Annotated in this window: 18 protein-coding genes; 8 read left to right on the forward strand and 10 right to left on the reverse strand. The window is 66.6% G+C overall.

The window, feature by feature from the left end; genetic code table 11:
• Positions 1-88: 88 nt before the first annotated feature.
• The 3 genes from QZ670_RS18900 (at position 89) to QZ670_RS18910 (ending at position 3,424) form a co-directional block, all read left to right on the forward strand.
• Entirely contained in the window at positions 89-1,525 is a 1,437-nt protein-coding gene (locus QZ670_RS18900; protein ID WP_294258466.1) for a circularly permuted type 2 ATP-grasp protein, read from the forward strand.
• Positions 1,526-1,679: 154 nt separating this feature from the next.
• On the forward strand, positions 1,680-2,615 hold the full coding sequence (locus QZ670_RS18905; RefSeq protein WP_294258653.1) for an alpha-E domain-containing protein: 936 nt from the start codon (positions 1,680-1,682) through the stop codon (positions 2,613-2,615).
• A complete protein-coding gene (locus QZ670_RS18910; protein ID WP_294258468.1) occupies positions 2,615-3,424 on the forward strand; it encodes a transglutaminase family protein in 810 nt (269 codons plus the stop codon). The genes QZ670_RS18905 and QZ670_RS18910 overlap by 1 nt, the downstream gene beginning before the upstream one ends.
• A 161-nt stretch (positions 3,425-3,585) precedes the next feature.
• On the opposite strand, the gene QZ670_RS18915 is transcribed toward QZ670_RS18910, so the two are convergent.
• The 7 genes from QZ670_RS18915 to QZ670_RS18945 all read right to left on the reverse strand — a co-directional run bounded on the left by QZ670_RS18915 (position 3,586) and on the right by QZ670_RS18945 (position 15,118).
• Entirely contained in the window at positions 3,586-4,368 is a 783-nt protein-coding gene (locus QZ670_RS18915) for an arginyltransferase (RefSeq protein WP_294258470.1), read from the reverse strand.
• Between the two features lie 252 nt (positions 4,369-4,620).
• On the reverse strand, positions 4,621-5,904 hold the full coding sequence (locus tag QZ670_RS18920) for a glycosyltransferase (RefSeq protein ID WP_294258474.1): 1,284 nt from the start codon (positions 5,902-5,904) through the stop codon (positions 4,621-4,623).
• Positions 5,905-6,107: 203 nt separating this feature from the next.
• The gene (locus QZ670_RS18925) at positions 6,108-7,640 is read right to left on the reverse strand and encodes an aminoacyl--tRNA ligase-related protein (protein ID WP_294258477.1); all 1,533 of its coding nucleotides are present in this window, start codon (positions 7,638-7,640) and stop codon (positions 6,108-6,110) included.
• A 54-nt stretch (positions 7,641-7,694) separates the two neighbouring features.
• The gene (locus tag QZ670_RS18930; RefSeq protein WP_294258480.1) at positions 7,695-10,037 is read right to left on the reverse strand and encodes a hypothetical protein; all 2,343 of its coding nucleotides are present in this window, start codon (positions 10,035-10,037) and stop codon (positions 7,695-7,697) included.
• A 32-nt stretch (positions 10,038-10,069) separates the two neighbouring features.
• On the reverse strand, positions 10,070-11,719 hold the full coding sequence (locus tag QZ670_RS18935) for an O-antigen ligase family protein (protein ID WP_294258482.1): 1,650 nt from the start codon (positions 11,717-11,719) through the stop codon (positions 10,070-10,072).
• A 22-nt stretch (positions 11,720-11,741) separates the two neighbouring features.
• On the reverse strand, positions 11,742-13,022 hold the full coding sequence (locus QZ670_RS18940; protein ID WP_294258484.1) for an oligosaccharide flippase family protein: 1,281 nt from the start codon (positions 13,020-13,022) through the stop codon (positions 11,742-11,744).
• 77 nt (positions 13,023-13,099) lie between these two features.
• Positions 13,100-15,118, reverse strand: coding sequence for a LamG-like jellyroll fold domain-containing protein (locus QZ670_RS18945; protein WP_294258486.1), 2,019 nt, complete (start codon positions 15,116-15,118; stop codon positions 13,100-13,102).
• A gap of 227 nt (positions 15,119-15,345) precedes the next feature.
• Here QZ670_RS18945 and QZ670_RS18950 point away from each other — a divergent pair, with 227 nt between their 5' ends.
• Positions 15,346-16,299, forward strand: coding sequence for a glycosyltransferase family 2 protein (locus QZ670_RS18950; protein ID WP_294258488.1), 954 nt, complete (start codon positions 15,346-15,348; stop codon positions 16,297-16,299).
• A gap of 58 nt (positions 16,300-16,357) precedes the next feature.
• On the opposite strand, the gene QZ670_RS18955 is transcribed toward QZ670_RS18950, so the two are convergent.
• Positions 16,358-17,242 (reverse strand): EpsD family peptidyl-prolyl cis-trans isomerase, encoded by an 885-nt coding sequence (locus QZ670_RS18955; protein WP_294258492.1) that lies wholly within the window; start codon positions 17,240-17,242, stop codon positions 16,358-16,360.
• 137 nt (positions 17,243-17,379) lie between these two features.
• On the opposite strand from QZ670_RS18955, the gene welK reads away from it, so the two are divergent.
• On the forward strand, positions 17,380-18,429 hold the full coding sequence (gene welK, locus QZ670_RS18960; RefSeq protein ID WP_294258494.1) for a beta-1,4-glucuronosyltransferase WelK: 1,050 nt from the start codon (positions 17,380-17,382) through the stop codon (positions 18,427-18,429).
• The gene (locus tag QZ670_RS18965) at positions 18,426-19,292 is read left to right on the forward strand and encodes a glycosyltransferase (RefSeq protein WP_294258497.1); all 867 of its coding nucleotides are present in this window, start codon (positions 18,426-18,428) and stop codon (positions 19,290-19,292) included. Before welK ends, QZ670_RS18965 begins: the two co-directional genes overlap by 4 nt.
• Before the next feature lie 42 nt (positions 19,293-19,334).
• Here the strand turns inward: QZ670_RS18965 and QZ670_RS18970 are convergent, their stop codons facing one another.
• Both QZ670_RS18970 and QZ670_RS18975 read right to left on the reverse strand, forming a co-directional pair.
• Entirely contained in the window at positions 19,335-20,675 is a 1,341-nt protein-coding gene (locus tag QZ670_RS18970) for an ATP-binding protein (protein ID WP_294258500.1), read from the reverse strand.
• Positions 20,676-20,820: 145 nt separating this feature from the next.
• A complete protein-coding gene (locus QZ670_RS18975; RefSeq protein WP_294258502.1) occupies positions 20,821-21,072 on the reverse strand; it encodes an XrtV sorting system accessory protein in 252 nt (83 codons plus the stop codon).
• A gap of 355 nt (positions 21,073-21,427) precedes the next feature.
• Here QZ670_RS18975 and QZ670_RS18980 point away from each other — a divergent pair, with 355 nt between their 5' ends.
• Complete coding sequence (locus QZ670_RS18980; RefSeq protein ID WP_294258505.1) at positions 21,428-22,633, forward strand: outer membrane beta-barrel protein; 1,206 nt, start codon at positions 21,428-21,430, stop codon at positions 22,631-22,633.
• Between the two features lie 35 nt (positions 22,634-22,668).
• Positions 22,669-23,550 carry an SLBB domain-containing protein gene (locus QZ670_RS18985; RefSeq protein WP_294258508.1) on the forward strand — a complete coding sequence of 294 codons (882 nt, stop codon included), beginning with the start codon at positions 22,669-22,671 and terminating at the stop codon, positions 23,548-23,550.
• Positions 23,551-23,579: the final 29 nt, after the last annotated feature.

The raw sequence follows: 23,579 nt of genomic DNA on the forward strand, positions 1-23,579 counted from the left end.
GCGCGAAGCTGCGCATTCCCGGCTTGTGCAGCGCAACGAAGCATTGCAGCATGCAGCCATTCGGTCACACGGGCGTTTGGGAGCTTCGATGGGATCACCGGGGGCGTTCGACGAGATTTGGGGACATGGCGGTCCGGAGGCGCCGCGCGAGGCGTTCACCGCGCTGTCGCAATGGATCGCGGACACGCCCCCCGACGAGCTACAACGCCGCCAGCAATCCGCCGAGGCCGCCTTTCGCCAGCTGGGCATCACCTTCGCCGTCTATGGCGACAGCGACGCCGCCGAGCGCATCATCCCCTTCGATATCGTGCCCCGCATGTTCCTGCAGCGCGAATGGCAGAAGCTGAGCGAGGGGCTGGTCCAGCGCGTCGAGGCGATCAACGCCTTCCTGGAGGACATCTACGGCGCCCGCCGCATCCTCGACGAAGGCATTCTCCCCCCCGAGCTGATCCTGCGCAACGAGCAGTTCCGCCCCGAAGTCGCCGGCATCCGGCCGCCGCACGGGGTGTGGGCGCATATCTGCGGGATCGACCTGGTCCGCACCGGCGCCGACGAATTCTACGTGCTGGAGGACAATGCCCGCACGCCCTCGGGCGTCTCCTACATGCTGGAGAATCGCGAGGCGATGATCCGGCTGTGCCCCGAACTGTTCCGCGATTTCCGCGTGGCGCCGGTCGACAGCTATCCGGACATGCTGCTGGAGACGATGCGCTCGGTCGCGCCGCTCGGCCGCGCGCGGCCGGTGTGCGTCGTGCTGACGCCGGGGCATTTCAATTCCGCCTATTACGAGCACAGCTTCCTTGCGGACTCGATGGGCGTCGAGCTGGTCGAGGCCGCCGATCTCGTGGTCGACGACGACGTCGTGTATATGGAGACGATCGCCGGCCGGGTGCGGGTGGACGTGATCTATCGCCGCATCGACGACGACTTCCTCGATCCGCTGGTCTTCCGCCCGGACTCGCTGCTCGGCGTGCCGGGGCTGATCGCCGCCTATCGCGCGGGCAATGTCGCGCTGCTCAACGCGCCGGGCAACGGCATCGCCGACGACAAGGCGATCTACAGCTACATGCCCGAGATCGTCCGCTTCTATTCGGGCGGCGAGGCCAAGCTGCCCAATGTCGAGACCTGGCGCTGCCGCGAGCCGCAGGCGCTGAAGTACGTGCTCGATCACCTTCCCGAATTGGTGGTGAAGCTGGTCGACGGATCGGGCGGCTACGGCATGCTGGTCGGTCCCACCGCCACCAGCGAGCAGATCGAGACCTTCCGCGCCGCGCTGATCGCCGAGCCGCACCGCTATATCGCCCAGCCGACGCTGGCGCTGTCGACGGTGCCGACGCTGACCGAAAAGGGCCTGGCCCCGCGGCATGTCGACTTCCGCCCCTTCGTGCTCACCGGCAGCGACAAGGTGCGCGTCGTCCCCGGCGGGCTGACCCGTGTGGCGCTGCGCGAAGGGTCGCTGGTGGTCAACTCCAGCCAGGGGGGCGGGACAAAGGACAGCTTCGTGCTGCTGGGGAATGCGGCATGAGGGAGTTTCTAGACGCCGCAGTCTGCGCTCCCCTTCCGCTTGCGGGAGGGGTCGGGGGAGGGGCTGGATCGTTCCAGCACTTCTTCCACGTCAGTCCCTCCCCTAGCCCCTCCCGCAAGCGGGAGGGGAACCTCAAGGAGACCATCGCATGATGATGCTCTCCCGTACCGCCGCCGCGCTCTACTGGCTCGGCCGCTATGTCGAGCGTGCGGACTTCATCGCGCGGCTGGTGGAGGCGACGATCCGCCTCGACGCGCTTTCCGCCCGCCCCGCCGGCGAGGCCGCCTGGCAGAGCGCGCTCACCGTCAGCTATACCGACGAACTTTTCGCCGAAACCGGCCATCCTGCCACCCAGACGCATGTCGCCCGCTTCCTCACGCTGGAGGCGAGCAACCCCGGCTCGATCACCCGCTGCCTCGAAATGGCGCGCAACAACGCTCGCGCCGTGCGCACCGCGCTCACCCGCGAGGCGTGGACGGCGATCAACCGCGCCTGGTGGCTGTTCGCCAACCGCGCCTCGACCGGCGGCGCCACCGAGACGCTCAACCTGGTCGAGCAGGTCAAGGGCGAGACCCGCGGCTTCGAAGGCGCGATCCACCGGATGATGCGCAACGAGGCGACGCTGCTGATCCAGCTCGGCGCCGCGATCGAGCGGGCCGACAACACTGCCCGGCTGGTCGACGTGAAATACCATCTGCTGCTGCCCGCCGGCGAGAGCGTCGGCGGCGCGGTGGATCGCGACCAGTGGACGACGATCCTCCAGACCGTCTCCGCGGTCACCGCCTATCGCTGGCTCTATTCGGAGGGGCTGCGGCCGGACAATGTGATCGACCTGCTGGTCAGCCGCGCCGAGCTGCCGCGCAGCCTGGCGGCCTGCGTGGAAGAGACGGTGACGCTGCTCAGCCAGCTCGCCAAGCGCACGGGCCTGCAGGGCGAGGCCGATCGCATGGCCCGCGCCCGGCTCGCCCGCGTCCAGAAGGCGCGCACGCCCGACATCATCGTCGGCGGGCTGCACGAATATCTGGAGGCTTTCATCACCGAGAACGCGCTGCTCGACGGCGCGATCGCTCGCCAGTTCCGGTTCCTCTGATGCGCATCGCCGTCGAACACCGCTCGGTCTACCGCTTCACCCAGCCGCAGGCGCGGATCGTCCAGATGCTGCGGCTGACGCCGTGCGACACCCAGCACCAGACGGTGGTGAGCTGGATGGTCGGGGTCGATTGCGACGCGCGGCTGCGCGACGCGGTCGACGGATATGGCAATGCCGTGACCATGCTCTACGCCGAGGGCCCGATCGAGGCGATCGAGATCGCGGTAACCGGCGAGGTGCTCACCCAGGACAATGCCGGCGTGCTGCGCGGGACGCCCGAGCCGCTACCCCCTGCCCTGTTCCTGCGCACCACCCCGCGCACTGCGCCGAGTCCGCAGCTGGCGGCGTTCGCGGCCGATGTCAGCGCAGGCACCAGCGATCCGATCGAGCGGCTGCACCGGCTCAACCAGGCGCTCCACGCCCGCTTCCGCTGCGTGCCCGACGTGCCCGATACCGGGCTCACGGCGGCGGAGGCCTTTGCCGGCAAGGCCGAGGCCTCGCGCGATGTGGCGCAGATGTTCGTCTCCGCCGCACGCACGCTGGAGGCACCGGCGCGCTATGTCTCGGGCTATCATCTCGACGGCGATGCCCAGTGCGCGCCGCATGCCTGGTGCGAGGCCTGGGTGCAGGGGCTCGGCTGGGTGGCGTTCGATCCGGTCACCGGCTTGTCGCCCGACGACGGCTATGTGCGGGTAGCGGTCGGGCTCGATTCCGAAGGCGCCGCGGCCGTCGCCGGGCACCGGATCGGGCATGGCGAGGAACAGCTGGCGGTGGACCTGCACGTCGATCGGCTGGGGAACGAGGAATAGCGCGGCAGCTTCCTTTATTCCCCCGGCGATTTACGACCGTCATTCCCGCGAAGGCGGGAATCCATTTGCCAGGACGTTCAGGGAAAGAACCGGGCGTTCAGCGCCAATGGATCCCCGCCTTCGCGGGGATGACAGTGGAGGCTAGTTGAACAAACGTCCCCTCAAGCCAGCGCCGCCGCCATGGCGTTCGGCATCGCGCCCACCGCATCCTCGTCCACCAGCAGCGACCAGCCCGTCGGCCCGAGTACTTCGATCGGGCGATAGCGCGTCTTGTAGGCCATCCGCGCGCTGCCCTTCACCCAATAGCCGAGATAGACATAGGGCAGCCCCGCCGCGCGGGCGCGCAGGATGTGGTCCATGATGATGTAGTTGCCCATGCCCGACCGCGTCTCGTCGTCGGTGACGAAGAAGCTGTAGATCATCGACAGGCCGTCGCCCTGCTGGTCGGTGATGCACGCCCCCACCAGCCGGCCGCGCTGACCGTCGACCGGAGGCTCGCGATATTCGATCACATAGGAGCTGACCGGCGACTGCTCGACCATGTCGGCATAGTCGCTCTCGTCCATCGCCGCCATGCCGCCGCCGGGGTGGCGCGAATCGAGATAACGCTTGAGGAGTTCGTACTGCTCGCCGGTCGCCCAGGGCTTGCAGGCGGTGACTTCGAGATCGCTGTAGCGCTTGAGCAACTTCCGCTGGGTGGCGTTGGGCTCGAACCCGCTGGTCAGCACCCGCACCGAAGCACAGGCCGTGCAGCCCGCGCAACTCGGCCGGTACGCGACCGACTGGCTGCGGCGAAAGCCGATGCGGCTCAGCGCATCGTTGAGTTCGCCGGCATGGTCGCCCGACAGTTCGGTGAAGATCTTCCGTTCCTGGCGTCCCGGCAGATACGGACAGGGCGACGGGCTGGTCACGAAGAAACGCGGGAAACGTGATAATGCGGTCACCGCTCAGCCGTCCTCTGCTCCATCGGGCCGTCCCGACCGGCCCCTCTTACGCCGTTATGGGGTTGGTTTTGGATGATGAAAAGCGCGTTTACCATCAATCAGGGCCATTCCCGCGCCATCGGCTTTCCCGAGTGACGCGGAACGGGACGATTCGGTTCCGCAGTAACCATGGTTCGCTGCGAAACGGGACCGGCGCGGTGCCGGAAGCACGCGATATCGGGTGCCGCGCGGTAGCTGCGCGACTCGATTCGCTCAGCCGAGCTTGCCGAGTCCCAGTGCGTCGAGCGCCCGCCCCACTCCGTCTTCCGCGGCGATCGCCATCCCCGCTTTTCGCGCCTGCTCGGCGATGGTGGCGCTCGCCAGCAGCCGCGTGATGGCGGCGGATGCACGCGCGGACGTGTAGCGCCGCTTCGGCAGCGACAGGCCCAGCCCGGCGCGCTCGATCCGCGCGGCATTGTCGAACTGGTCGCCGAAGATCGGGCAGACGAGCTGCGGCACCCCGGCGCGGATCGCCTGGCCTGTGGTGCCGATACCGCCATGGCCGATCACTGCGGCGGCACGCGGGAAGATCTGCGAATGCGGCGCATAGCCTGCCACGAGCACCGTATCGCCAGCGAGATGCCGGTGCCGCTCCATCAGATCCTCGCCGACCAGCAGCACCGCCCGCCGCCCCAGCCGCCGCGCCGCCTCGGCGCTGGCCGCATAGAAGCCGTCCTCGGCATAGACCGCCATGCTGCCCAGCGTGAAAACGAGCGGCGGCGGCCCCGCCGCCAGGAACGCCTCGATCTCGGCGGAGAGCCCCTCCCCGGCGAACCCGCCATCGTAGAAGACGAAGCCGGTCTGCGCGAAGCTCGGCGGGACATCGCCGGGCGCAGGGAAAAAGGCGGGCGACCACAGACCGATCGCTCGGTCCACCGCGAGTGGCCCGGCCAGCACTTCGTTCCCCGCGAAGGGCGGGGCGCCGACGGCTTTGCGCATGGCGGCGAAGGGCCTGAGCCCCTTGGCGTAGCGCCGCTCGGCCAGCCGCAGCAGCGGCCGGACCGCGCCCGGGCCGAACCAGCGGCGCAGCGTCACCAGCGCCGTCTCGCCGCGGGTAAGCACCGGCGGGTCCTCGGCCGAGAGCAAGGTGATCGGCTGGAGCAGCGCGGAGGCGAGCGGCACCCCTGCCGCCTGCGCCGCGATCCGCGCGTGGATCGAGAAGCTGCTGGCGAGCACCATATCGGCGCCGGCGACCACCGGCTGCAGGTCCGCCAGCGTCACCTCGGCATAGGGAACGAGCACCCGGTTGACGATGAAATCGAAGTCGGTGGCGATTGCCCGCGCGATCTGGCCCTCGTCCATGCCGGTATCGGCAATCAGCTGGGGTCCATCCGGACGAACGGGGTGGAATTCGATGCCGTGCCGCTCGGCGATGCCATGCACCGATTCTGCCCCCGCGAACACAGGCACGTGGCCGCGCGCCTGCATGCCGAGTGCCAATGCGATGAACGGGTGCACGTCGCCCAACGTGCCCAGCGTTGCCAGTACCACCCGCATGCGCTTGCTCCCCCTACGGGAACAGGGTGGTTACTGGATGGCGGCGCAGCGTCAATGAAGATCCTCCCCGGCACGGGGAGGGGGACCATTCGCGCCAGCGAATGGTGGAGGGGGGCCTCCACACCGGACTCGCCCGCTGTACTCCCCCTCCACCACCGCCTTCGGCGGCGGTCCCCCTCCCCGTTCCGGGGAGGATCTAAAACTCAATATGCCCGGGCGACCAGGATGCGCTCGACCGCCGGCTTGCCGGTGAACAGGCAGGTGCCCTCCGCCGGCGCCGCACCACCCGGCACGTTGCGGAAGGTGAGCTTGAGCGCCTTCAGCCGCTCGACCACCGCGTCGAGCTCGGTGCCGGTCGGCTTGGCCCAGTTCACCTCGGCCCAGCCGGGGAACTTCACCGAATCCGCGAACATCGCGGCAAGGCCGTCGAAGTCGGTCACGTCGCGGCGGATGTTGCTGTCCAGCCGCTCGCGCGCATCGAGATAGAGGCCCTGCTGGATGCTCTCGAGGATCGCCGCGGCTTCCGCCACGAAATCCCCACGCGGCATGATCTGCGAATCGAGCTTGCCGTCCTCGCGGTAGAGCTTGTTGCGCTGGATCACCGAGACATTGCCGCCAGCGACGTCGCGCCCGCCGACCTCGATCACGATCGGCGCGCCCTTCTTCACCCAGCCCCAGCGCTTGGTCTGCGCCTTGACCGCCTTGAGGTCGAGCAGCGCGCGCACCGGCTCGCCCAGCGCGGTCAGCTTGGCCAGTTCGACCTGGAGCGACTTGCAGTATTCGATCGTCGCCGCGTCCTCGGGCTGGTCGCGCAGCATCGGCACGATCACGATCTGCCACGGCGCCACCATCGGCGGCACGCGCAGGCCGTCGTCGTCGCCATGCACCATGATCAGCCCGCCGATCATGCGGGTGGAGACGCCCCAGCTGGTCGTCTGCGCCAGCTCGAACTGGCCTTCCGAATTCTGGAACTTGATGTCCTGCGCCGAGGAGAAGGTGGTGCCCAGGAAGTGCGAGGTGCCGGCCTGCAGCGCCTTGCCGTCCTGCATCATCGCCTCGATCGAGAAGGTCGAGACCGCACCCGGGAAACGCTCATTCTCCGGCTTCTCGCCCGCGACCACCGGCATCGCCAGGCAATCCTCGGCGAAGCTGCGATAGACCTCGAGCATCTTGAGCGTCTCTTCCTGCGCCTCTTCCACCGTGGCGTGGGCGGTATGCCCTTCCTGCCACAGGAACTCGGCGGTGCGCAGGAACATGCGGGTGCGCATTTCCCAGCGGACGACGTTGGCCCATTGGTTGATCAGCACCGGCAGGTCGCGCCAGCTCTGCACCCAGCGCGACATCGCCGCCCCGATCACCGTCTCCGAAGTGGGACGGACGACCAGCGGCTCTTCCAGCTTCGCCTCGGGATCGGGGACCAGCCGGCCGTCCTTCTGGACGAGGCGGTGATGGGTGACGACCGCCATTTCCTTGGCGAAGCCGTCGACATGCTCGGCTTCCTTCTCGAAATAGGAAAGCGGGATGAACAGCGGGAAATAGCAGTTCTCGTGCCCCGTCGCCTTGATGCGATCGTCGAGCAGGCGCTGGATGCGCTCCCAGATGCCATAGCCCCAGGGCCGGATCACCATGCAGCCGCGCACGCCCGAATCCTCGGCCATGTCGGCTTCGCTGATGACGGTCTGGTACCATTGCGCGAAATCGCCGTCGCGCGTGACGGAAAGGGCGTGCTTGATCATGATGCAGCGCTTAGCGCAGAAGCGCGCCGACGCAAGGGCCGGCGCTCGCCGACGTCACACGGAGAGCGCGCCCACTGCGGAATCGGCGTCCACCGGATTGCCGAAGCTGTCGAAGGGGATCAGCGGTTTGCGCCCGATCCGCAGCAGCTCGCGCGAAGGCTGGTAGCGCTGCTGCGCACCGAAGCTGAGCGCGACCTCGCGCACGCGACCGAATTTGCCGCGCGGCTTGCCTCCCAGCAGATGGGCATGCTCGATCCGCAGCCCCCAGCGCGGCATCTCGGGCAGGTCGGCATCGATGCGGCTGCACAGGTTGAAGAGCTGCACGTGATTGCGGTGGCCGTGCCCCGGCCCCTTGTTGCGGAAGCTGAGGCATAGCGGCTGGCTGATGAACGTGTTCTGCGCGAGCAGGAAGTTGCGGTGACCGTGCTGGAACTGCCCCATCTCCCAGTCACTGCCGGTCTTGCGCAGGATCGACAGGGCCATCACGAAATCGGTGACGGCCTTAGAACGTGCGATCGGCACATTGGTCTGGTCGCGGCTGAACGGATCCATCAGCACCCCCGTGCCGGTGGCGGCATCGAAGCTCTTGACGATACGATACTCCCCCGGCGGGCCGCCTCCCTCCACTAGCTGCAGCAGGTCGTCGGGCAGGATCTCGTTCTGCCCGGCCGGGCTGAACACCCGGAACGCCGTGCCGCTGGTGGTGATCACCGTGCCGGGCTGCAGCGCCACCAGCCCCTGGGTGAGGAACAGCTGCGCCGTCGGCCCTTCGGCGCGGTAGCGGAAGATCGTGAGGTTGTGCATGCCGCGCTGGCCCGGCTTCACCACACCGCCCTGCTGCATGAAGTCGGCGTGCCAGATCTGGTAGCACATGATCTCGTCGCCCGGCGACAGCCTGCCAGCCATGTCGCCCTCGACAACGATGCGGCGCGCGGCGGGATCGGACAGGAGCAGCGCCAGGGGCTTGCCGCCCGTCGCCGCGCCGGACACGGCGCGGACCTTGAGGTCCCATTGCTTCTTCATCGGCGCCATGCCGCCCATGTCGCGCACGGTCAGCGCGATATTGCCCTGCCCATCGCGCGCGACGGTTTCGATCGTCAGCGTCGCTGGCAGATGGAGCCGTGAGGGCGCGGGCTGGCCGATCGTCGCGTCATAGCCGTCGATCACGACATCGTCATAGCCCGAGCCGCCCTGCAGGCTGTCCGTGGTCAGCGTCGCGGTAACGTTGCGAAACAGGCGGGGGCCCATCGGCGCCGCCGCGTCGAACAGCGTTTCCAGCAGATAGAAGCCCTGGCCCGCATAGGGAAAGACGGGATAGGTATCGCGACGCCGCGGATCGCCATTGCCGAGGTTGAGGCCCATGCTCCGCCCCACCGCATCCTTGTCGCCATACATGCGCCCACGATCGAGCAGCTGGCAGCCGAAAAAGCCGATCTGGGTGCTCTGCGCGCCCATGATCCTGGGGATTTTCGAGAGATCGACGGTCAGGCCATGGAAATGCACCCGTCGCGCGTTGATGATCCAGCGCGCATCGGGCAGGTAGCGCTCGCTTCGTGTGATCACCACCTGGTCGGCGCGGAGCCCCTCGGCCGGCTTCACTTCGATGGTACGGACATTGTCGATCCGGCGCATGCCCGGGATGCTGTTGCGATCTTCGACATAGCGACCAGGGCGTGCAAGGATCAGCAGCCCGCCATCACCGACGCCGCGATCGCACAGCCCCCGACCGATCGTCCTCCACGGCGCGGTCTGGGTGCCGGCGGCACTATCGTCGCCGTCGATCGGATCGACGAAACGGGTCGGCCGCTTCGCATCCAGGCTGCGGTCGACATTGATCACCAGCGGAAGTTCGATGCGGCGCTCCAGCCCGTGTTCGCCGCGCAGATAACAATAGAGGATGGCGTCGCCCGCGGTAACCGGCCCGTCCCCCGCGCCGATCTCTACCGAGAAGCCGATCGATCCCTGCGGTACCATCCGCCCGTCGTACATCCGCACCGGCGTCTGGTTGACGCTCCACTCGGTGACGGTGACGCTGTTCCCCTCCAGGTAGAAAACCGCTTCCTTAAAGTAGTTGATCTCGCTGCTGTCAGCCGACTGGGGCGGCAGGCCGAGCGCGGTGATGCGAATGCCTTCGCCATGCACCCACTGCCCGGGTGCCGCCGAGAAGCCCCCGATGAAGCGCTCGTCCGGAACGAGGGTGCCGCGCGGCATGTCGCTCTGCGCCGGCGGTGTCCCGCCGCTGCCGGCCGTGCCGTTCCAGCGCCGCCCCGGCCGCAGCCCGTTCCCGCGCCCCCCCGGGGCCGCACCGCTCGCCGAACTGGCCCCGGAACAGGCACCCGGCGCAAAGGAGCCGACCAACAGCCCGCCGACCGCGGCCCTGCGCGTGACATCGATCACAAGCTTCTCCCCCCATAGGCGGTGGAAACGGACTAGTGTGCGCGCCCGCCGTTCGCGTCGTTCCCCACTGGCAGGCGATCTCCCCGATCGCGTTGGCGCGCCTTGTACAGCATCGCCAAGGACAGTCCGAACAAAAGCATGAACAGGGGATCGTTGTCGCCCTGCGCGAGCACGATGCGCGTCGAGATGAGCACCGTCAATGCGATCGCGATCGCAAACTCCGCTGGGAACGTCGAAGCGAAGTCGCGCAGGCCTGCACGGATGAGGCTGACGATCGAGAGCAGCAGGATGCCCAGATAGGCGAGCAGCCCGAACACGCCGACGTCTGCGCAAAGCGCGACGAAGCCGAGATCGATCGTCAGCGTACCGTCCGGCGTACGCCAGTTGATCGCGCCGCCGCCCTGGCCCGGTCCATAGCCGAGCAGCGGCCGTCGGGCGATGACCGGCACCGCCATGTGGAACTGCGCGCTGCGCGCATCGGTGCTCGCCTGCGCCGCGCCGCCCCCCAATACGCGCACGTGGAGCGCGGGCACGAACAGCACCGCCAGCGCCAGCGCGACCAGCACCGCTGGATACATCATGGTTGCGGAGATGCCGATCATGTCGCCGCGGGCGTTGCGCCAGCGATGCAGCCCCCAGAGCAGTCCGAACAGCGCGTGCGCGGTCAGGAAGCCGACGAGGGCAAGCCGCGCGGTCGACAGCACCGCCGAGTAGAAAATGAACACGTCGAAGGCCAGCCACAGCAGCCGCAGCGTCCAGGTCTTCGCGTTGACCATGCGATAGAGGATGAAGGGCGTCGTCAGCGCGAGCAGCTCACCATAAGCGAGCGGTGTCGTGTAGGTGGTGACGACGCGGTACCAGTTGCGGATGTGCGGCTGGATCAGCTGCTGCAGCACCGCGTCCTCGATCCGCAGGAAGCTGGGAATATGCTCGAGCCACAGCACGTGCTGCGCCCGCGCTTCGAAGACGCCGATCACCATCAGGACGAAGACCGCAAGGGCGAGGCGGTTGACCAGCCAGGGCACGGTCTTGCCGCCAGGCCCGAACAGCCAGATCGTGGTGAAGCACACCGCCGTCGAGGTGAAGGTGGCGTTGACCCAGCGGCCGATGGTCTCGCTCGGCGCGATCGAGAAGATCGACGCGAGGAACTGAATGATGAGGAAGCCGAGCAGCAACCGGCCCAGCCAGGGCGAAGCGCGGAAAACCTCCGCCATGCTCTTGCGAAACGGCCGGGAGGTCGACAGGCAGATCATCAGCAGCGCGCTGAGCACCAGGCCGACCAGCCGTCGCATCGAGATCCAGGGCAGGCCGGCCACCGCGATCGCGAGGTAATTCGGCCACAGGATCATGAACAGCACGAACGCGCTATAGGCGTGCTTGAGCGCGCGCGTCGGCGCTGCCCGCGCCTCGGGCAGTGCCCAGACCACCAGCAGCGCCAGCAGCCCCAGCGGCGCGGCCGCGCCGACCAGCAGCGACGGCGGCAGGATCGCGACCATCACGCCGTACACGAAAGCGAGCAGGACGATCGCGGTGAACAGCGCGCCCTTGCGCAGCGCTACCGACCAGCCGGCACGCTCAGGGTGATAGACGGGCAGCACGTCCCGCCCGGGGCGCAGCAATCCCCGAAGCGGCGCGTCGAGGCGCAGCGCCCCGAGGCCGAGGATCGTCTTCGAACGTCGCACCGCCCCTGCCAACCAAGCCTCCTCAGAAAATCGGAACACCAAGGCGCCGGACGGCCATCATGGACGCCAGACGCAAGAACAGCAACGGCCCCAGGATCGCCACCGCAGCGCCCAATGCACCATAAGGCGGAATGAACAGCAAGGCGAGTATGGTGCCGATCACCGCCGAGATCGTCGTCAGCACGACGGTGAGACGCTCGCGGCTGGCCATCATCAGCACGCTGCCGCTGGCCGCGAAGACCAGGCTGAATACCTGCCCGAGCACCATGATCTGCATCGCGGTGGCGCCTGCGGTGAACTGCGCACCAAAGATCCGCATGATCCATTGCGGCACCACCAGCACGCCGATCGCGAGCGGCGCGGAGGCAAGCAGCAGCCCGAAGATGGTCAGCCGCAGGATTCTGCCGATCCGCCGGAGGTCGCCCTGCCGATAGGCGACGGCGAAGACCGGCTGCAAAATGGTTTCAGACGTCGCAGAGAACAGCTTGAGCGTCGCCGCGATCTGATAGCCGACGCGGAACAGCCCGGCCTCCGCGGGCCCGTGCGTCGCCGCGAGCAGAATGGTCGCGAACCAGTCGGTGAACAGGTTGTTGGCGTTGGCGACGAGGATCATGAAGCCGGGCTTGAGCAGCGATTCGTCCAGCGGCTCATGCGGGGCCCAGGAGCGCACCGCCCGCGCATAGAGGAAGGTCGCCACCGCCGCGGTGAGGATCCAGCCCACCAGATAGAGCTGCGAGGGGAAGATTGCGCTCACCGGCAGCCCCAGCACGAACACCACGCCCAGCACCAGGCTGCCGAACGACGTCGTCAACGGTCCGTCGATGAACTGGGAAAGGCCGATCCACTTCACCCCGCGCAGCACCGTCGAGACGAGCCGGCAATAGACCATGATCGGGATGATCAGCGAGAGCACCATCAGGCTCTGCGCAATCGCGGGGCTGCCGATCAGCTCGGCCGCGATCTGCCAGTGGAAGATCACGATGATCGTGGCCAGCGCGATTCCCGCGGAGGTCGCCATGCGAATCGCATGCCGCGCTGCAGCACGGGCGCGGCCGGTCTTCTCCATTGAGAGGTTGACCGATACCGAGCGGACGAGGATCGCGTCGAGCCCGAGCAGCGACAGGATCACGCACATCTGTACCGTGGTGAGCGAGGCGCCGAACGCACCGACGCCTGCCGCACCCGCGGTACGGGCGAGCAGCCAAGTGAAGAGGAAGCTGGTGACCGCGCCGAGGCCCTTCACCCCGAACCCCATCACCATCTGGCCGCGCACGCCGCGCAGATGAAAGTTCTCAAACTTCAAAGCGAGCGCCCCCAAGAAGATGCCCCGCGCTTAAGACAAGCGATCGCACGGGGCAAGCCGCCTGGGGGCGGCCCGGCTCAGCTATGGTACAGGTCGAGCGACGCCAATCGCGGCGTGGTGAGCATCGAGAACGGCGCGCTGCTAGTGTAGAGCGATCCGTTCGCACTTGCGGTAGCGAGCGCCGTGGCAAGCGCCGACTGCGAATTGCCGGTCGTACCGAAAGCGCTGGTGAGGGTCAGCGTCGCCGGCGAGGCCATCGCACCGCCCCAGGCGGTGCTGCCAGCCAGCGCTGCGGCGCTGTCCGCCACGCCCTTCGCCACCATCACCTTCAGCGTGTCCGCCGCGGTAACCGGATTGCTCAGCGCGCTGCCGGCGTTCAGCGCAAGGATCTGCGACTGGCTGAGGGCGGTATCGCGCATCTCGATGTCACCCACCGCCCCGGTGAAGGCCGTAGTGAACTGGTTGCCGACATAAAGGCCCCAGGACTCCTGCTTGCGCGTGGCGCCCGTCATTTTCGCTGAGCCGACCGCCTTGCCGTCGACGTACAGGGTCGAGGTCCCGCCGCTCTGGTAGCTCAGCGCGATCTTGTGCACGGCCGTATCGGTGATCTTGGCGCCGCTGGTCGTCATCGTCGACGTGACACCGGCATCGTTGGTCATGGTGAACACCAGCTCGCCATCGGCGCGCAACGCGATGTTCCAGCTCTTGTAGATGCCGATGATCTGCCCCGCCGGTGCGGTCTGGCCGCTGCGCTTCATGTCGAAGTTCAGGGTGAAGGCGGAAAGATTGAAGAGCTGGCGCGAAGTGCCGCGCGACAACTCCATGCCCGAGCCCGTCTTGACGTTCAGCATGCCGTTGGTGACCTGGCCGGCCGTCAGCGGCGCCGACGGCTCGTCCGTGCTCCAGCTCGACGCGTCGACCACGCCCTGCGCGCCGAAGGTCAGGTCGAGGAGCAGCTTGGGCGCTACCGCAGGCTTGGGCAGCGCCAGTTCGGCGGTGACCTCCCTGGCGAACTGGCTGGCGCTTCCGGTGAGATTCTTGCCGGTGTGATAGCCGACCTTGTACGCGGCATTGTCGTACATCAGGCTGGCGATCGTCGCCTTGGCGCCCAGGTTGAGCCCGGTGATCTGCCGCATCACGGCGGGATTGTTGACCAGTTCGATATTGTTCGATTCGGTCAGCGTATTGGTGCCCGCCTTGATGATCTGGTCGGTCAGATTGTTGGCGACCGTGCCCGTCACGTTTTCGACGCGAATCCAGGTCGACTTCTCGTCGGCGACGGACAGGACGGAGTTGTTGGTAACCTTGACGTTCTGGCCATTCATCACGTTGATGCCATGGTACATCCCGCTCAGGTAGATCAGATTATTGTCGATCGTGACGTTCTTGTACGGCATGGTGCCGACTTCGTCCTGGATGTAGAATCCCTGGGTGCCGCGGCCACCCCCTTGCAGCACAACATTGTTCGTGATCGTGATGTTGCTGCTGCCGTATGCGCGCGCGGTGGTCATGAACTGGATAGCATCGGGATGCTCTTCGTTGATCGGGTACAACCCCTCGAACTTGTTGTCATCGATGATGACGTTCGTCATTTCCGAGTAGTTGCTGTGATCACGCCGGTTGTCGTGGAAATAGTTCCCGCGGACGAGCATCGTGTTGACGCCGCGCACGTCCATGCCGAGCACGAAATGGTCGATCGACGAGTTGACGATCTTGTTGTTCGTGCCGCCGCGGATGCTGAGGCCGACACCCAATGCATTGCTGGGATCGCCGGTACCGCCGCTGAAATGCACGCCGTCGAGGGTAACGTTGCTCGAGTTGAGCACCCGGTTGGCAACGGCAAATTCGTCGGTCGGCATCGTCGGGCGGACGACGTTGAAATCCTTCAGCGTGACGTTGCTCGAATTGGTAAGCCACACCGAGCCCACCACCGCCTTGTTGTTCGTATCCAGCGACTGGATCGTGATGTTGGCCGCCGGATTGATCGACGTCATCGTGATCGAGCTGTACGTCCCCGGCGCGAGCAGAATGACATCGCCGCTCTTCGCGTTCTTGATCGCCGCGTCGAGCGCGGCCTGATTAGTGACAACCGGCATGTTGAGCTACCCTTACGTTACTCGTCGACCCCAAATCGACGCGTGATTCCCTCACGCCCAAAACTGCCACAACGGCATGAAATAAGTGGTGTAATTGCGTGGTGTAAAAATACTTAACGGGCCCCGCCGCACCGTTGTTCATCGTCCGCGGCGACCGTTTCGTTCGCCGGTGCTTCGGCAGCCATGGCGTCTCGACGCTGCAACGCTTTGCCGATAGAGCTGTGCGCATGAGCACCGAAGCAACGCCGCACGTCTCCGTCTTGGTGGTCGCCTATCACTCGACCGATTTCATTCGGCAGTGCGTGGCCGGGATCGCCGCCGCTGCGCCGACCACGCCGCACGAGATCCTGATGATTGACAATGGCGGCGGCGATACCGAAGTGCTGGTACGCGCCGAGCTGCCGCAGGTGCGGATCGTGCCCTCCGAAGGCAATATTGGCTTCGGTGCGGGCAATAATCGCTGCGCTGCCCATGCGCGCGCGCCGCTGCTCCTGCTGGTCAACCCGGACGCCGTGCCGCAGCCCGGCGCGATCGACCGGCTGGTGGCCTTTGCCCAGGCGACGCCGGAGGCTGCCGCCTGGGGCGGCCGTTCCTACGACCCGGCAGGCAATCTCGATGCTGCCAATTTCCTGGCGCTACCCACCCCCGGCGATTTCGTACTGTCGGTGGTATCGGCCGGCCGTCTGCGCCGCGGCGGTCTGCCTGCGGACGCCACGGCACATGGACCCGTTGACGTGCTCAACGGCGGGTTCATGATGGTCCGGGCCGATGTCTGGCGCGAGATCGGCGGCTTCGACGAGAGCTTCTTCCTCTATTCGGAGGAAGTTGACCTGTTCAAACGCATCCGAGACAAGGGCTACACCGTGCTGGTCAACCCCGAGGTCAAGGTCATGCACGACGCGGGCAGCGGCCATTCGCTCTCCCCCGGACGGATCATGTTCATGACGATCGGGCGAATGCACTATGCCCGCAAGCATTACAGCCCCACGGGGGCTGTCGTAGCGGGCTGGGGGATCTGGCTTGCGGCGCTCAAATATGCTGCGCTCGGCAAGCTGCTGGCCGGCGTGATACCGGGCAAGCGCGAGCGCTTCACGACGGTGAGCCGCGCGTGGACCCCGATTGTCCGGCAGCGGCAGCGCTGGTGGTACGGCTATCGCACCGGGAACGAGGGCCGCAGCTGAGCTGGAGCCCGGCAAGAAAAAGCGGGGTGGTGCCGCACGGCCCCACCCCTTCCATGTCTTACTGCGCCGCGGGGCTCGCCGCCGGCGAAGCTGCGCCGCCCTGCATCTGCGGCGGCGCCTGATATCCGGGCTGGTACTTCACGGTCGCCCGCGCCTTCTTCAGCCGCTCGTTGAGCTGCGCATCGGCCGCCTTGCTGAAGCGCTCGTTGCGCAGCGCGTTCAGCGCCAGATCATGCGCCTGGTCGGCGGGCAGCGGCTGCACTGTCGTCGCGGTGATCACGTTCGCGGTCAGCCCCTGCTGGGTCGGCAGGATGAACATCTCCGCTGCAGGCAGCGCCGCGATCTTGCCGGCGATCTCCGGCGGCAACGCGGCGGAGTCGAGCTGGGTCGGCGCACGGCGGAACTGGGTGCCGTCGGCCGTCAGCTTGGCGGCGAGCTGATCGAGGGTCTTGAGCGGCGCGAACTGCTTGAACTTGTCTGCCGAGCTGGGCGGCGGGAACAGGATCTGCTCGACCGTGTAGATCTTGCGCTGCGCGAACCGGTCCGGATGCGCCGCCTGATACTGGGTAATCTCGGCTTCGGTGGGCTGGGCGACGCCGCCGGCGATCTTGTCGCGCAGCATCGTCGTCAGAATCAGCTCGTCGGCGCGGCGCTGCTGGATCAGGAAGGCCGGAGTCTTGTCCAGCTTCTGCTCGCGCGCGATCTTCGCGAGGATTTTGCGCTCGATGATGCGCTGCAGCGCAAGCTGCTCCGCCAGCTTGCGATCGGTCCCGGCCGGCGCCTGTGCAGCCTGCACTTCCGCGTTGAGCTCGAAGATGGTGATCTCGTCGCCGTCGACGCTGGCGACGACCTGGCCCTTGTCGAGCTTGCCGTCCTTGCTGCCGCATCCGGATACGGCCAGCGCAGCCGCAGCCGCCGCCGTCACCAGGAACCATTTCTTCATGAAAACCTCCCCGCCGGCACGGAATTGCGCACGGCACAAACTTCTACTTGAACCTATTCGGGCGGGCGGGCATCCGCAATAGTGTTGGCAGTGCAGCATGGCTCCCGCCGGGAGACAGATGGTACGAAGGGGATGACATGGCAGACGCGACCGCGACGGAACAAAATGCGGGCAGGCCGCTCAAGGTGTGCCTTGCCGCCTCGGGCGGCGGCCATCTGCGCCAGATCCTCGATCTGGAACCGGTCTGGAAGGAGCATGATTACTTCTTCGTGACCGAAGATACCGCGCTGGGCCGCAGCCTGGGCGAGAAGCACCCGGTCGAGCTCGTCGAGCATTACGCGCTCGGCCAGGCGCGACTGGGGCATCCGCTGCACATGCTCGGCGGCGCGTGGCGCAATTTCCGGCAAAGTCTGGCGATCGTCCGCCGGCAGAAGCCCGACGTCGTGATCTCGACCGGCGCCGGCGCGGTATTCTTCACCGCGCTGATCGCCAAGCTGTCGGGCGCCAAGTTCGTCCATGTCGAGAGCTTCGCGCGCTTTCACCACCCGTCCGCCTTCGGCAAGATGGCCAAGCCGGTCGCGACGATCACCTTCGTCCAGTCGCCCGCGCTCAAGAAGATCTGGCCCGATGCGGAGCTGTTCGATCCGTTCCGGATGCTCGACACCCCGCGCCCGCCCAAGCAGGAACTCACCTTCGCCACCGTCGGCGCCACCCTGCCCTTCCCGCGGCTGGTCAAGGCGGTGCTCGATCTGAAGCGCGCCGGCGGGCTGCCGGGCAAGCTGATCCTGCAGCATGGCGACCAGGACCTCGAAGACCCGGGCATCCCCGATGTCGAGATCTGCCGGACCATCCCGTTCGATGAACTGCAGCTGCTGCTGCGCGATGCCGACATGGTGATCTGCCATGGCGGCAGCGGCTCGCTGGTCACCGCGCTGCGCGCGGGCTGCCGCGTCATCTCCTTCCCGCGCCGCTTCGACCTCGGCGAGCATTATGACGACCACCAGGAGGAGATCTCCCAGACCTTCGCCGATCGCGGCCTGCTGCAGAGCGTCCGCGACGAGACCAAGCTCGGCGAGGCCGTCGCCGCCGCCAAGGCGGCCGAGCCGAAGCTGGCCACCACCGACCAGACCGCGCTGGCCAACCGGCTGCGCGAGCTGTTCGCGGGCTGGGGAGCGAAAAAGCGGTGAGCACGCCCCGGATCAGCGTCGTCCTGCCCCATTACAACGATCTCCACGGGCTCGCGCTCTGCCTCGATTCGATCGACCGGCAGACCATCGACCGCGACGCCTACGAGATCATCGTCGGCGACAATGCCTCGCCCTGCGGCCTCGCTGCCGTCGAGGCCGTGGTCGCGGGTCGCGCGCGCGTGGTGACGGTGACCGAGAAGGGCGCCGGGCCCGCCCGCAACGGTGCGGCGGCGCAGGCGCGCGGCGAGATCCTCGCCTTCATCGACAGCGACTGCGTCGCCCAGCCGGGCTGGCTGGCGGCCGGCGCGGCGATGGTGCAGCCGGGCACCTTCCTGGGCGGCCACATGTTCGTGCTGCCCCCGGAGGGCAAGCTCACCGGCAGCGCCGCGGTCGAGCTGGCGCTGGCGTTCGACAATGAAAGCTATGTCCGCAAGTCGCAATTCACCGTCACCGCGAACCTGTTCGTGATGCGCGCGGACTTCGAGCGCATCGGCGGCTTCCGTACCGGCGTCTCCGAAGACATCGAATGGTGCAACCGCGCGATCCGCATGGGGATGAAGATCGACTATTGCGGCGCAGCCTCGGTCGGGCATCCGCCCCGGCCCGACTGGAACGCGATGCTCAAGAAGACGCGCCGCATCCAGCGCGAGCTGTTCCTGCTCAGCCTGGAGCAGCCGCGCGGCCGGCTGCGCTGGGTGGCGCGCTCGGCGATGCAGCCCGCCTTCATCCCCTCCGACTATGCACGGATCCTGCGCACCCCCGAAACCCAGGGCGCGCGCGCCAAGGCGCTGGGGACGCTGATCGCGCTTCGCTTCTGGCGCGGCGGTGCAGGCCTGCTCCAGGCGATCGGCCTGCCGATCTGAGCGCGTTTCGGGGAGGGGGCGCCTGCCCCCTCCCCGGCAGGATCACACCGTCGCGAGCACGTCCTCGAGCGTGCCACTGTCGAGCCGCAGGCGGCCGACCATCAGCCACAGATAGATCGGCAGCGTGTCATCGGTGAAGCGGAAGCGGCGCTCACCGTCCTGCATCTCGGTTTCGAGACCCAGCTGCGTCGTGAGCCCGGCCAGTTCCTGCTCGACCTGCTGCGCGGTGATCGGCGCACCGGGCAGCAGCTCCACCACCGCCCGACCGCCGAACCAGCCGTCGATCGAGCGCGATGCTTCGCCCAGCGCGGCGAGCAGGGGATCATAGCGGCCGCCGACGAACTTGCGCATCTCCAGCACGGTCCGCGGCGCCATCCGCCCTTCCATCTCGACGATCGCGGCATCGAGCGCGCGGCGCAGATGGCCCTGGTCGACGGTGAGCCTGCCCTGATCGAGCGCCTCGGCCGCGGCATGGTGGCACAGCAGCCGTGCGAAATAGGGCGAGCCCAGCGCAAGCAGGTGGATGATTCTGGTCAGGTTCGGATCGAATCGCACGCCCGACGCGGTCTCGCCCAGCGCGATCATCTCCTGAACTTCGGTTTCCTCCAGTCGCGGCATCGGCAGGCCGATCACGTTGCGGCGGATCGACGGCACATAGCCGATCAGTTCCTGGAGGTTGGACGCGACACCGGCGATCACCAGCTGGACCCGCGCAGCGCGGTCCGACAGGTTCTTGATCAGCTCGGCAACCTGCTGGCGGAAAGCAGTGTCCTCGACGCGATCATATTCGTCGAGAACGATCAGCACGCGGGTGCCGGTGATGTCGGCACACAGATCGGCGAGTTCGCCAGCACCGAAATTGCCCGCGGGCAGGCGGTCGGCAAGGCTGCCGCCGCTCTCCGCCTCACCGGCATTGGGGGCAACCTCGCGGTGGAACAGCAGCGGCACGTCCTGCAGCACCGCGCGGAAGAGATCGGAGAAATTCGCGTTCGAGCCGCAGGTCGCGTAGCTGACGATGTAGCTGGATTCACGCGCCACGTCGGACAGAACGTGCAGCAGCGAGGTCTTGCCGATGCCGCGCTCGCCATAGAGCACGACATGGCTGCGCTGCCCCTCGATCGCCGAGATCAGCCGGGCCAGCACGCCCAGGCGGCCGGCAAAGCTCGAACGGTCGGCGACCGGCTGGGTCGGGGTGAAATAGGTCGCCAGGGCGAAGCGCGCCCGGGTGATTTCGCGCCGCTCCTCGCGGCGGCGATCCAGCGGGCGATCCAGTGCCGAGGCGCGGAAGGTCGGGAAATCGGGGCGCAGCCGGCTCGCGCCATGCGCGTCCCGATGCGGCACCACGGTCGCAGCGATCGGGAGATAGCCTTCGTCGTCAGACATTTCGCGGCGCCCGAAGGGCCACAAGAACTTCAGCGCGGAACCTAAAGCCACTCGACCACCTCTTTAAAAAAATGCCGCCGGCAAGCCGGGGCGAACCTGGGCTCGCGCCTCAGGACATCCTCTTCGCGAATCGGCAATCGCTTTTTCAGCGACGCTTGATGAACTCGTACGGCTTGATCACGAACGCGATATACGCAAGCACCAGAACAATCGTGAGAATCGCGAAGACATGATAGTCCTCGTTCCCCAAATAGTTCGCGACGGCGCAGCCTATCGCCGGCGGTAAATAGCTGATCATGGTGTCGCGGACAACCGAATCGGCCTGCGAACGTTGCAGGAAGATAACGATCAGGCCGGCGAATATCGCGATTGTGACCCAATCATATGGCGTCTGCATGCATGTCCTTTCCATTCACCGCAGGAATCGAAGGACTTCCCAGCGGCGTTCGCACCTGCACTAGCAGTGCGCGCAGCAACTCGCTAGATGCTCGCGAATGTGATAACAGGCCGTTAAGCAACCACCGCCTCGAAATGGGAGTTTGCGCTTGGCTCGACGTTTTTTCGCAAGGAAATACGGTCGGGGGACAGGGCCAGGGCAGGTTCCGGCGCCTTTGCCAAGGCGTTGATCCGGTTGCTTGTATTGGAGGCCATTGATAATGAAGCGAGCACCCGGGGGGACCATCGTGCGAGAACACGACATTCAAAAGGCTGAAAAAGCGCGCCTTACTGGCCGTTTCACGCTATCCTGCGGCATGGTCGCCTTGTTCGCGACTGCAGCATGGACCGATCCCGCATTGGCACAGCGCACGGCATTCACGCCGCGTCCGAGCACCAGCGGGCGGCAAATCGACGTGCGGGCAAGCGCGCTGATCGAATATAACGACAATGTCGTCGTGAACGATCCGCGGATCAGCGGCGGCGGCGGTGCGGACGACGTGCTTGCGGCCCCGTCCCTCGACCTGAATGTCGTGCTGCCGCGGGCAAGCGGCACCACCTATCTCGCCGGTTCGATCGGCTATCGGTTCTATGGCAAATACACCAACCTGAACCGCGAGAACATCTCGCTGACCGGCGGCGCCGACCAGCGACTGGCCTCCTGCCTCGTGCACGGCGAAATCGGCTATCAGAGCCGAATCAGCGACCTGTCGAGCCTGTATGTGCTCGATGCGCCGAACAGCTTCAACAACACCGAAGAATCGCGGCGCTACAGCGCTGATATCGGCTGCGGCGGCCCCTATGGCCTGCGTCCGACGCTGGGCTATTCGCGCACCGAAGTGCGCAACAGCCAGGCCACCCGCAAATATGCCGACTCGGATACCGACACCTTCACCGCGCAGCTCGGGCTTCAGTCGCCTTCGCTGGGCACGATCTCGGTGTTCGGCCGCTATTCGGACAGCGTGTACGTCCACCGCCCGGACGCCGCCGGCGCGGGTCGCGACGGCATCAAGAACTATGCGGCGGGCGTCCAGCTCGAGCGCAACGTATCGAGCCGCTTCAACTTCCGCGGATCGGTCAACTACACCAAGGTAGATCCGAAGCTGCCGGGTACCGAGAGCTTCTCCGGCATCGGCTTCGATCTTTCGGCGCTCTACAACGCCGACCTGTTCACCGTGCAGCTTGCCGGGTCGCGTGCGGCGCAGCCGTCGGTGATCTATTTCGTCAGCTACGAGATCATGACCGCGCTGTCCGCGACGGTCACGCACGACATCACCAGCCGCACAAAGGTTTCGCTGTTCGCCAGCAAGACGTGGCGCGACTATGCTTCGTCGACGCGGTTCGTCGGTGCCCCAATTTCGGGCAACGACAACATGTTGTCTGTGGGTGCGAATGCATCCTACGACGCGACTCAGCGCCTGCGCTTCGTGCTGGGTGCGGGCTATGACGAACGGACGTCGAATCTCCGGCTTTTCAAATACCACGCCAAGAAGGTCAATCTCACGGCCTCGCTGGCGCTCTGACAAGGGCCGAATACATGTACGATAAGGGTAGGTTTATGTTCGTCTCGGCGCTCGCCGGCATGACCGCGCTCGCGGCGCCTGCTGCGGCGCAAATTGCCACGACCCGTCCCGCTGCCCCAGCACGTTCGCGCCCCGCCGCTGCCCAGCCGCAGCAGCAGGCGCCGGCGACGCCGGTGCAGACCAGCACCCCGGCCGCGCCGATCTCCTCCGGATCGGCGCCGGTTGGCTACGTCATCGGGGTTGACGACGTGCTCGAGGTCGACGTGCTCGGCCAGAGCGACTTCAAGACCCGCGCCCGCGTCCAGTCCGACGGCACGATCACCCTGCCCTATCTGGGCGCGGTGCAGGCCAAGGGCGAAACGGCGATCACGCTGGTCAAGAAGGTCGAGGATCTGCTGAAGGCCGGCGGCTACTATGCCAAGCCGATCGTCAGCGTCGACATCGTCACCTTCGTGAGCAACTATGTGACCGTGCTCGGCCAGGTCGGTTCGGCCGGTCTGCAGCCGGTCGACCGCGGCTATCACGTCTCCGAGATCATCGCGCGCGCCGGCGGCCTCAAGCCCGACGCGGCCGATTACGTGATGCTGACCCGCGCCGACGGCACCAATCTCAAGCTCGACTACAAGAAGCTCGCCCAGGGCGGGCCGCAGGACGATCCTACCGTCGCCGCCGGCGACAAGGTTTTCGTGCCCGAAGTGGAGCGTTTCTACATTTATGGTCAAGTCAACGCGCCTGGGGTATATCCGATTCGGGCGGACATGACTCTCCGCCGCGCGGTCGCGCAGGGCGGCGGTCTCGGACCGGCCGGCTCGATCAAGCGGATCAAGGTCACGCGCGATGGCCAGGAGATCAAGTTGAAGATGGATGATCCGATCAAGCCGGGCGACACGATCGTCATCGGCGAGCGGTTGTTCTGATCCAGGCAATGTTGGCAGCGGACGAGGCG

Origin of the sequence: uncultured Sphingomonas sp. (assembly GCF_913774285.1) — a bacterium.
In the GTDB taxonomy this organism is placed as follows: domain Bacteria; phylum Pseudomonadota; class Alphaproteobacteria; order Sphingomonadales; family Sphingomonadaceae; genus Sphingomonas.

Excerpts from the sequence above, each read along its gene's own strand:
- QZ670_RS18975 (WP_294258502.1), bottom strand. The coding sequence starts at position 21,072 with ATGCAGACGCCATATGATTGGGTCACAATCGCGATATTCGCCGGCCTG.
- QZ670_RS18955 (WP_294258492.1), bottom strand. The coding sequence starts at position 17,242 with ATGAAGAAATGGTTCCTGGTGACGGCGGCGGCTGCGGCTGCGCTGGCC.
- QZ670_RS18910 (WP_294258468.1), top strand. The coding sequence starts at position 2,615 with ATGCGCATCGCCGTCGAACACCGCTCGGTCTACCGCTTCACCCAGCCG.
- QZ670_RS18985 (WP_294258508.1), top strand. The coding sequence starts at position 22,669 with ATGTTCGTCTCGGCGCTCGCCGGCATGACCGCGCTCGCGGCGCCTGCT.
- QZ670_RS18980 (WP_294258505.1), top strand. The coding sequence starts at position 21,428 with ATGGTCGCCTTGTTCGCGACTGCAGCATGGACCGATCCCGCATTGGCA.
- QZ670_RS18950 (WP_294258488.1), top strand. The coding sequence starts at position 15,346 with ATGAGCACCGAAGCAACGCCGCACGTCTCCGTCTTGGTGGTCGCCTAT.
- QZ670_RS18925 (WP_294258477.1), bottom strand. The coding sequence starts at position 7,640 with ATGATCAAGCACGCCCTTTCCGTCACGCGCGACGGCGATTTCGCGCAA.
- welK (WP_294258494.1), top strand. The coding sequence starts at position 17,380 with ATGGCAGACGCGACCGCGACGGAACAAAATGCGGGCAGGCCGCTCAAG.
- QZ670_RS18920 (WP_294258474.1), bottom strand. The coding sequence starts at position 5,904 with ATGCGGGTGGTACTGGCAACGCTGGGCACGTTGGGCGACGTGCACCCG.
- QZ670_RS18970 (WP_294258500.1), bottom strand. The coding sequence starts at position 20,675 with ATGTCTGACGACGAAGGCTATCTCCCGATCGCTGCGACCGTGGTGCCG.
- QZ670_RS18905 (WP_294258653.1), top strand. The coding sequence starts at position 1,680 with ATGCTCTCCCGTACCGCCGCCGCGCTCTACTGGCTCGGCCGCTATGTC.
- QZ670_RS18900 (WP_294258466.1), top strand. The coding sequence starts at position 89 with ATGGGATCACCGGGGGCGTTCGACGAGATTTGGGGACATGGCGGTCCG.
- QZ670_RS18945 (WP_294258486.1), bottom strand. The coding sequence starts at position 15,118 with ATGCCGGTTGTCACTAATCAGGCCGCGCTCGACGCGGCGATCAAGAAC.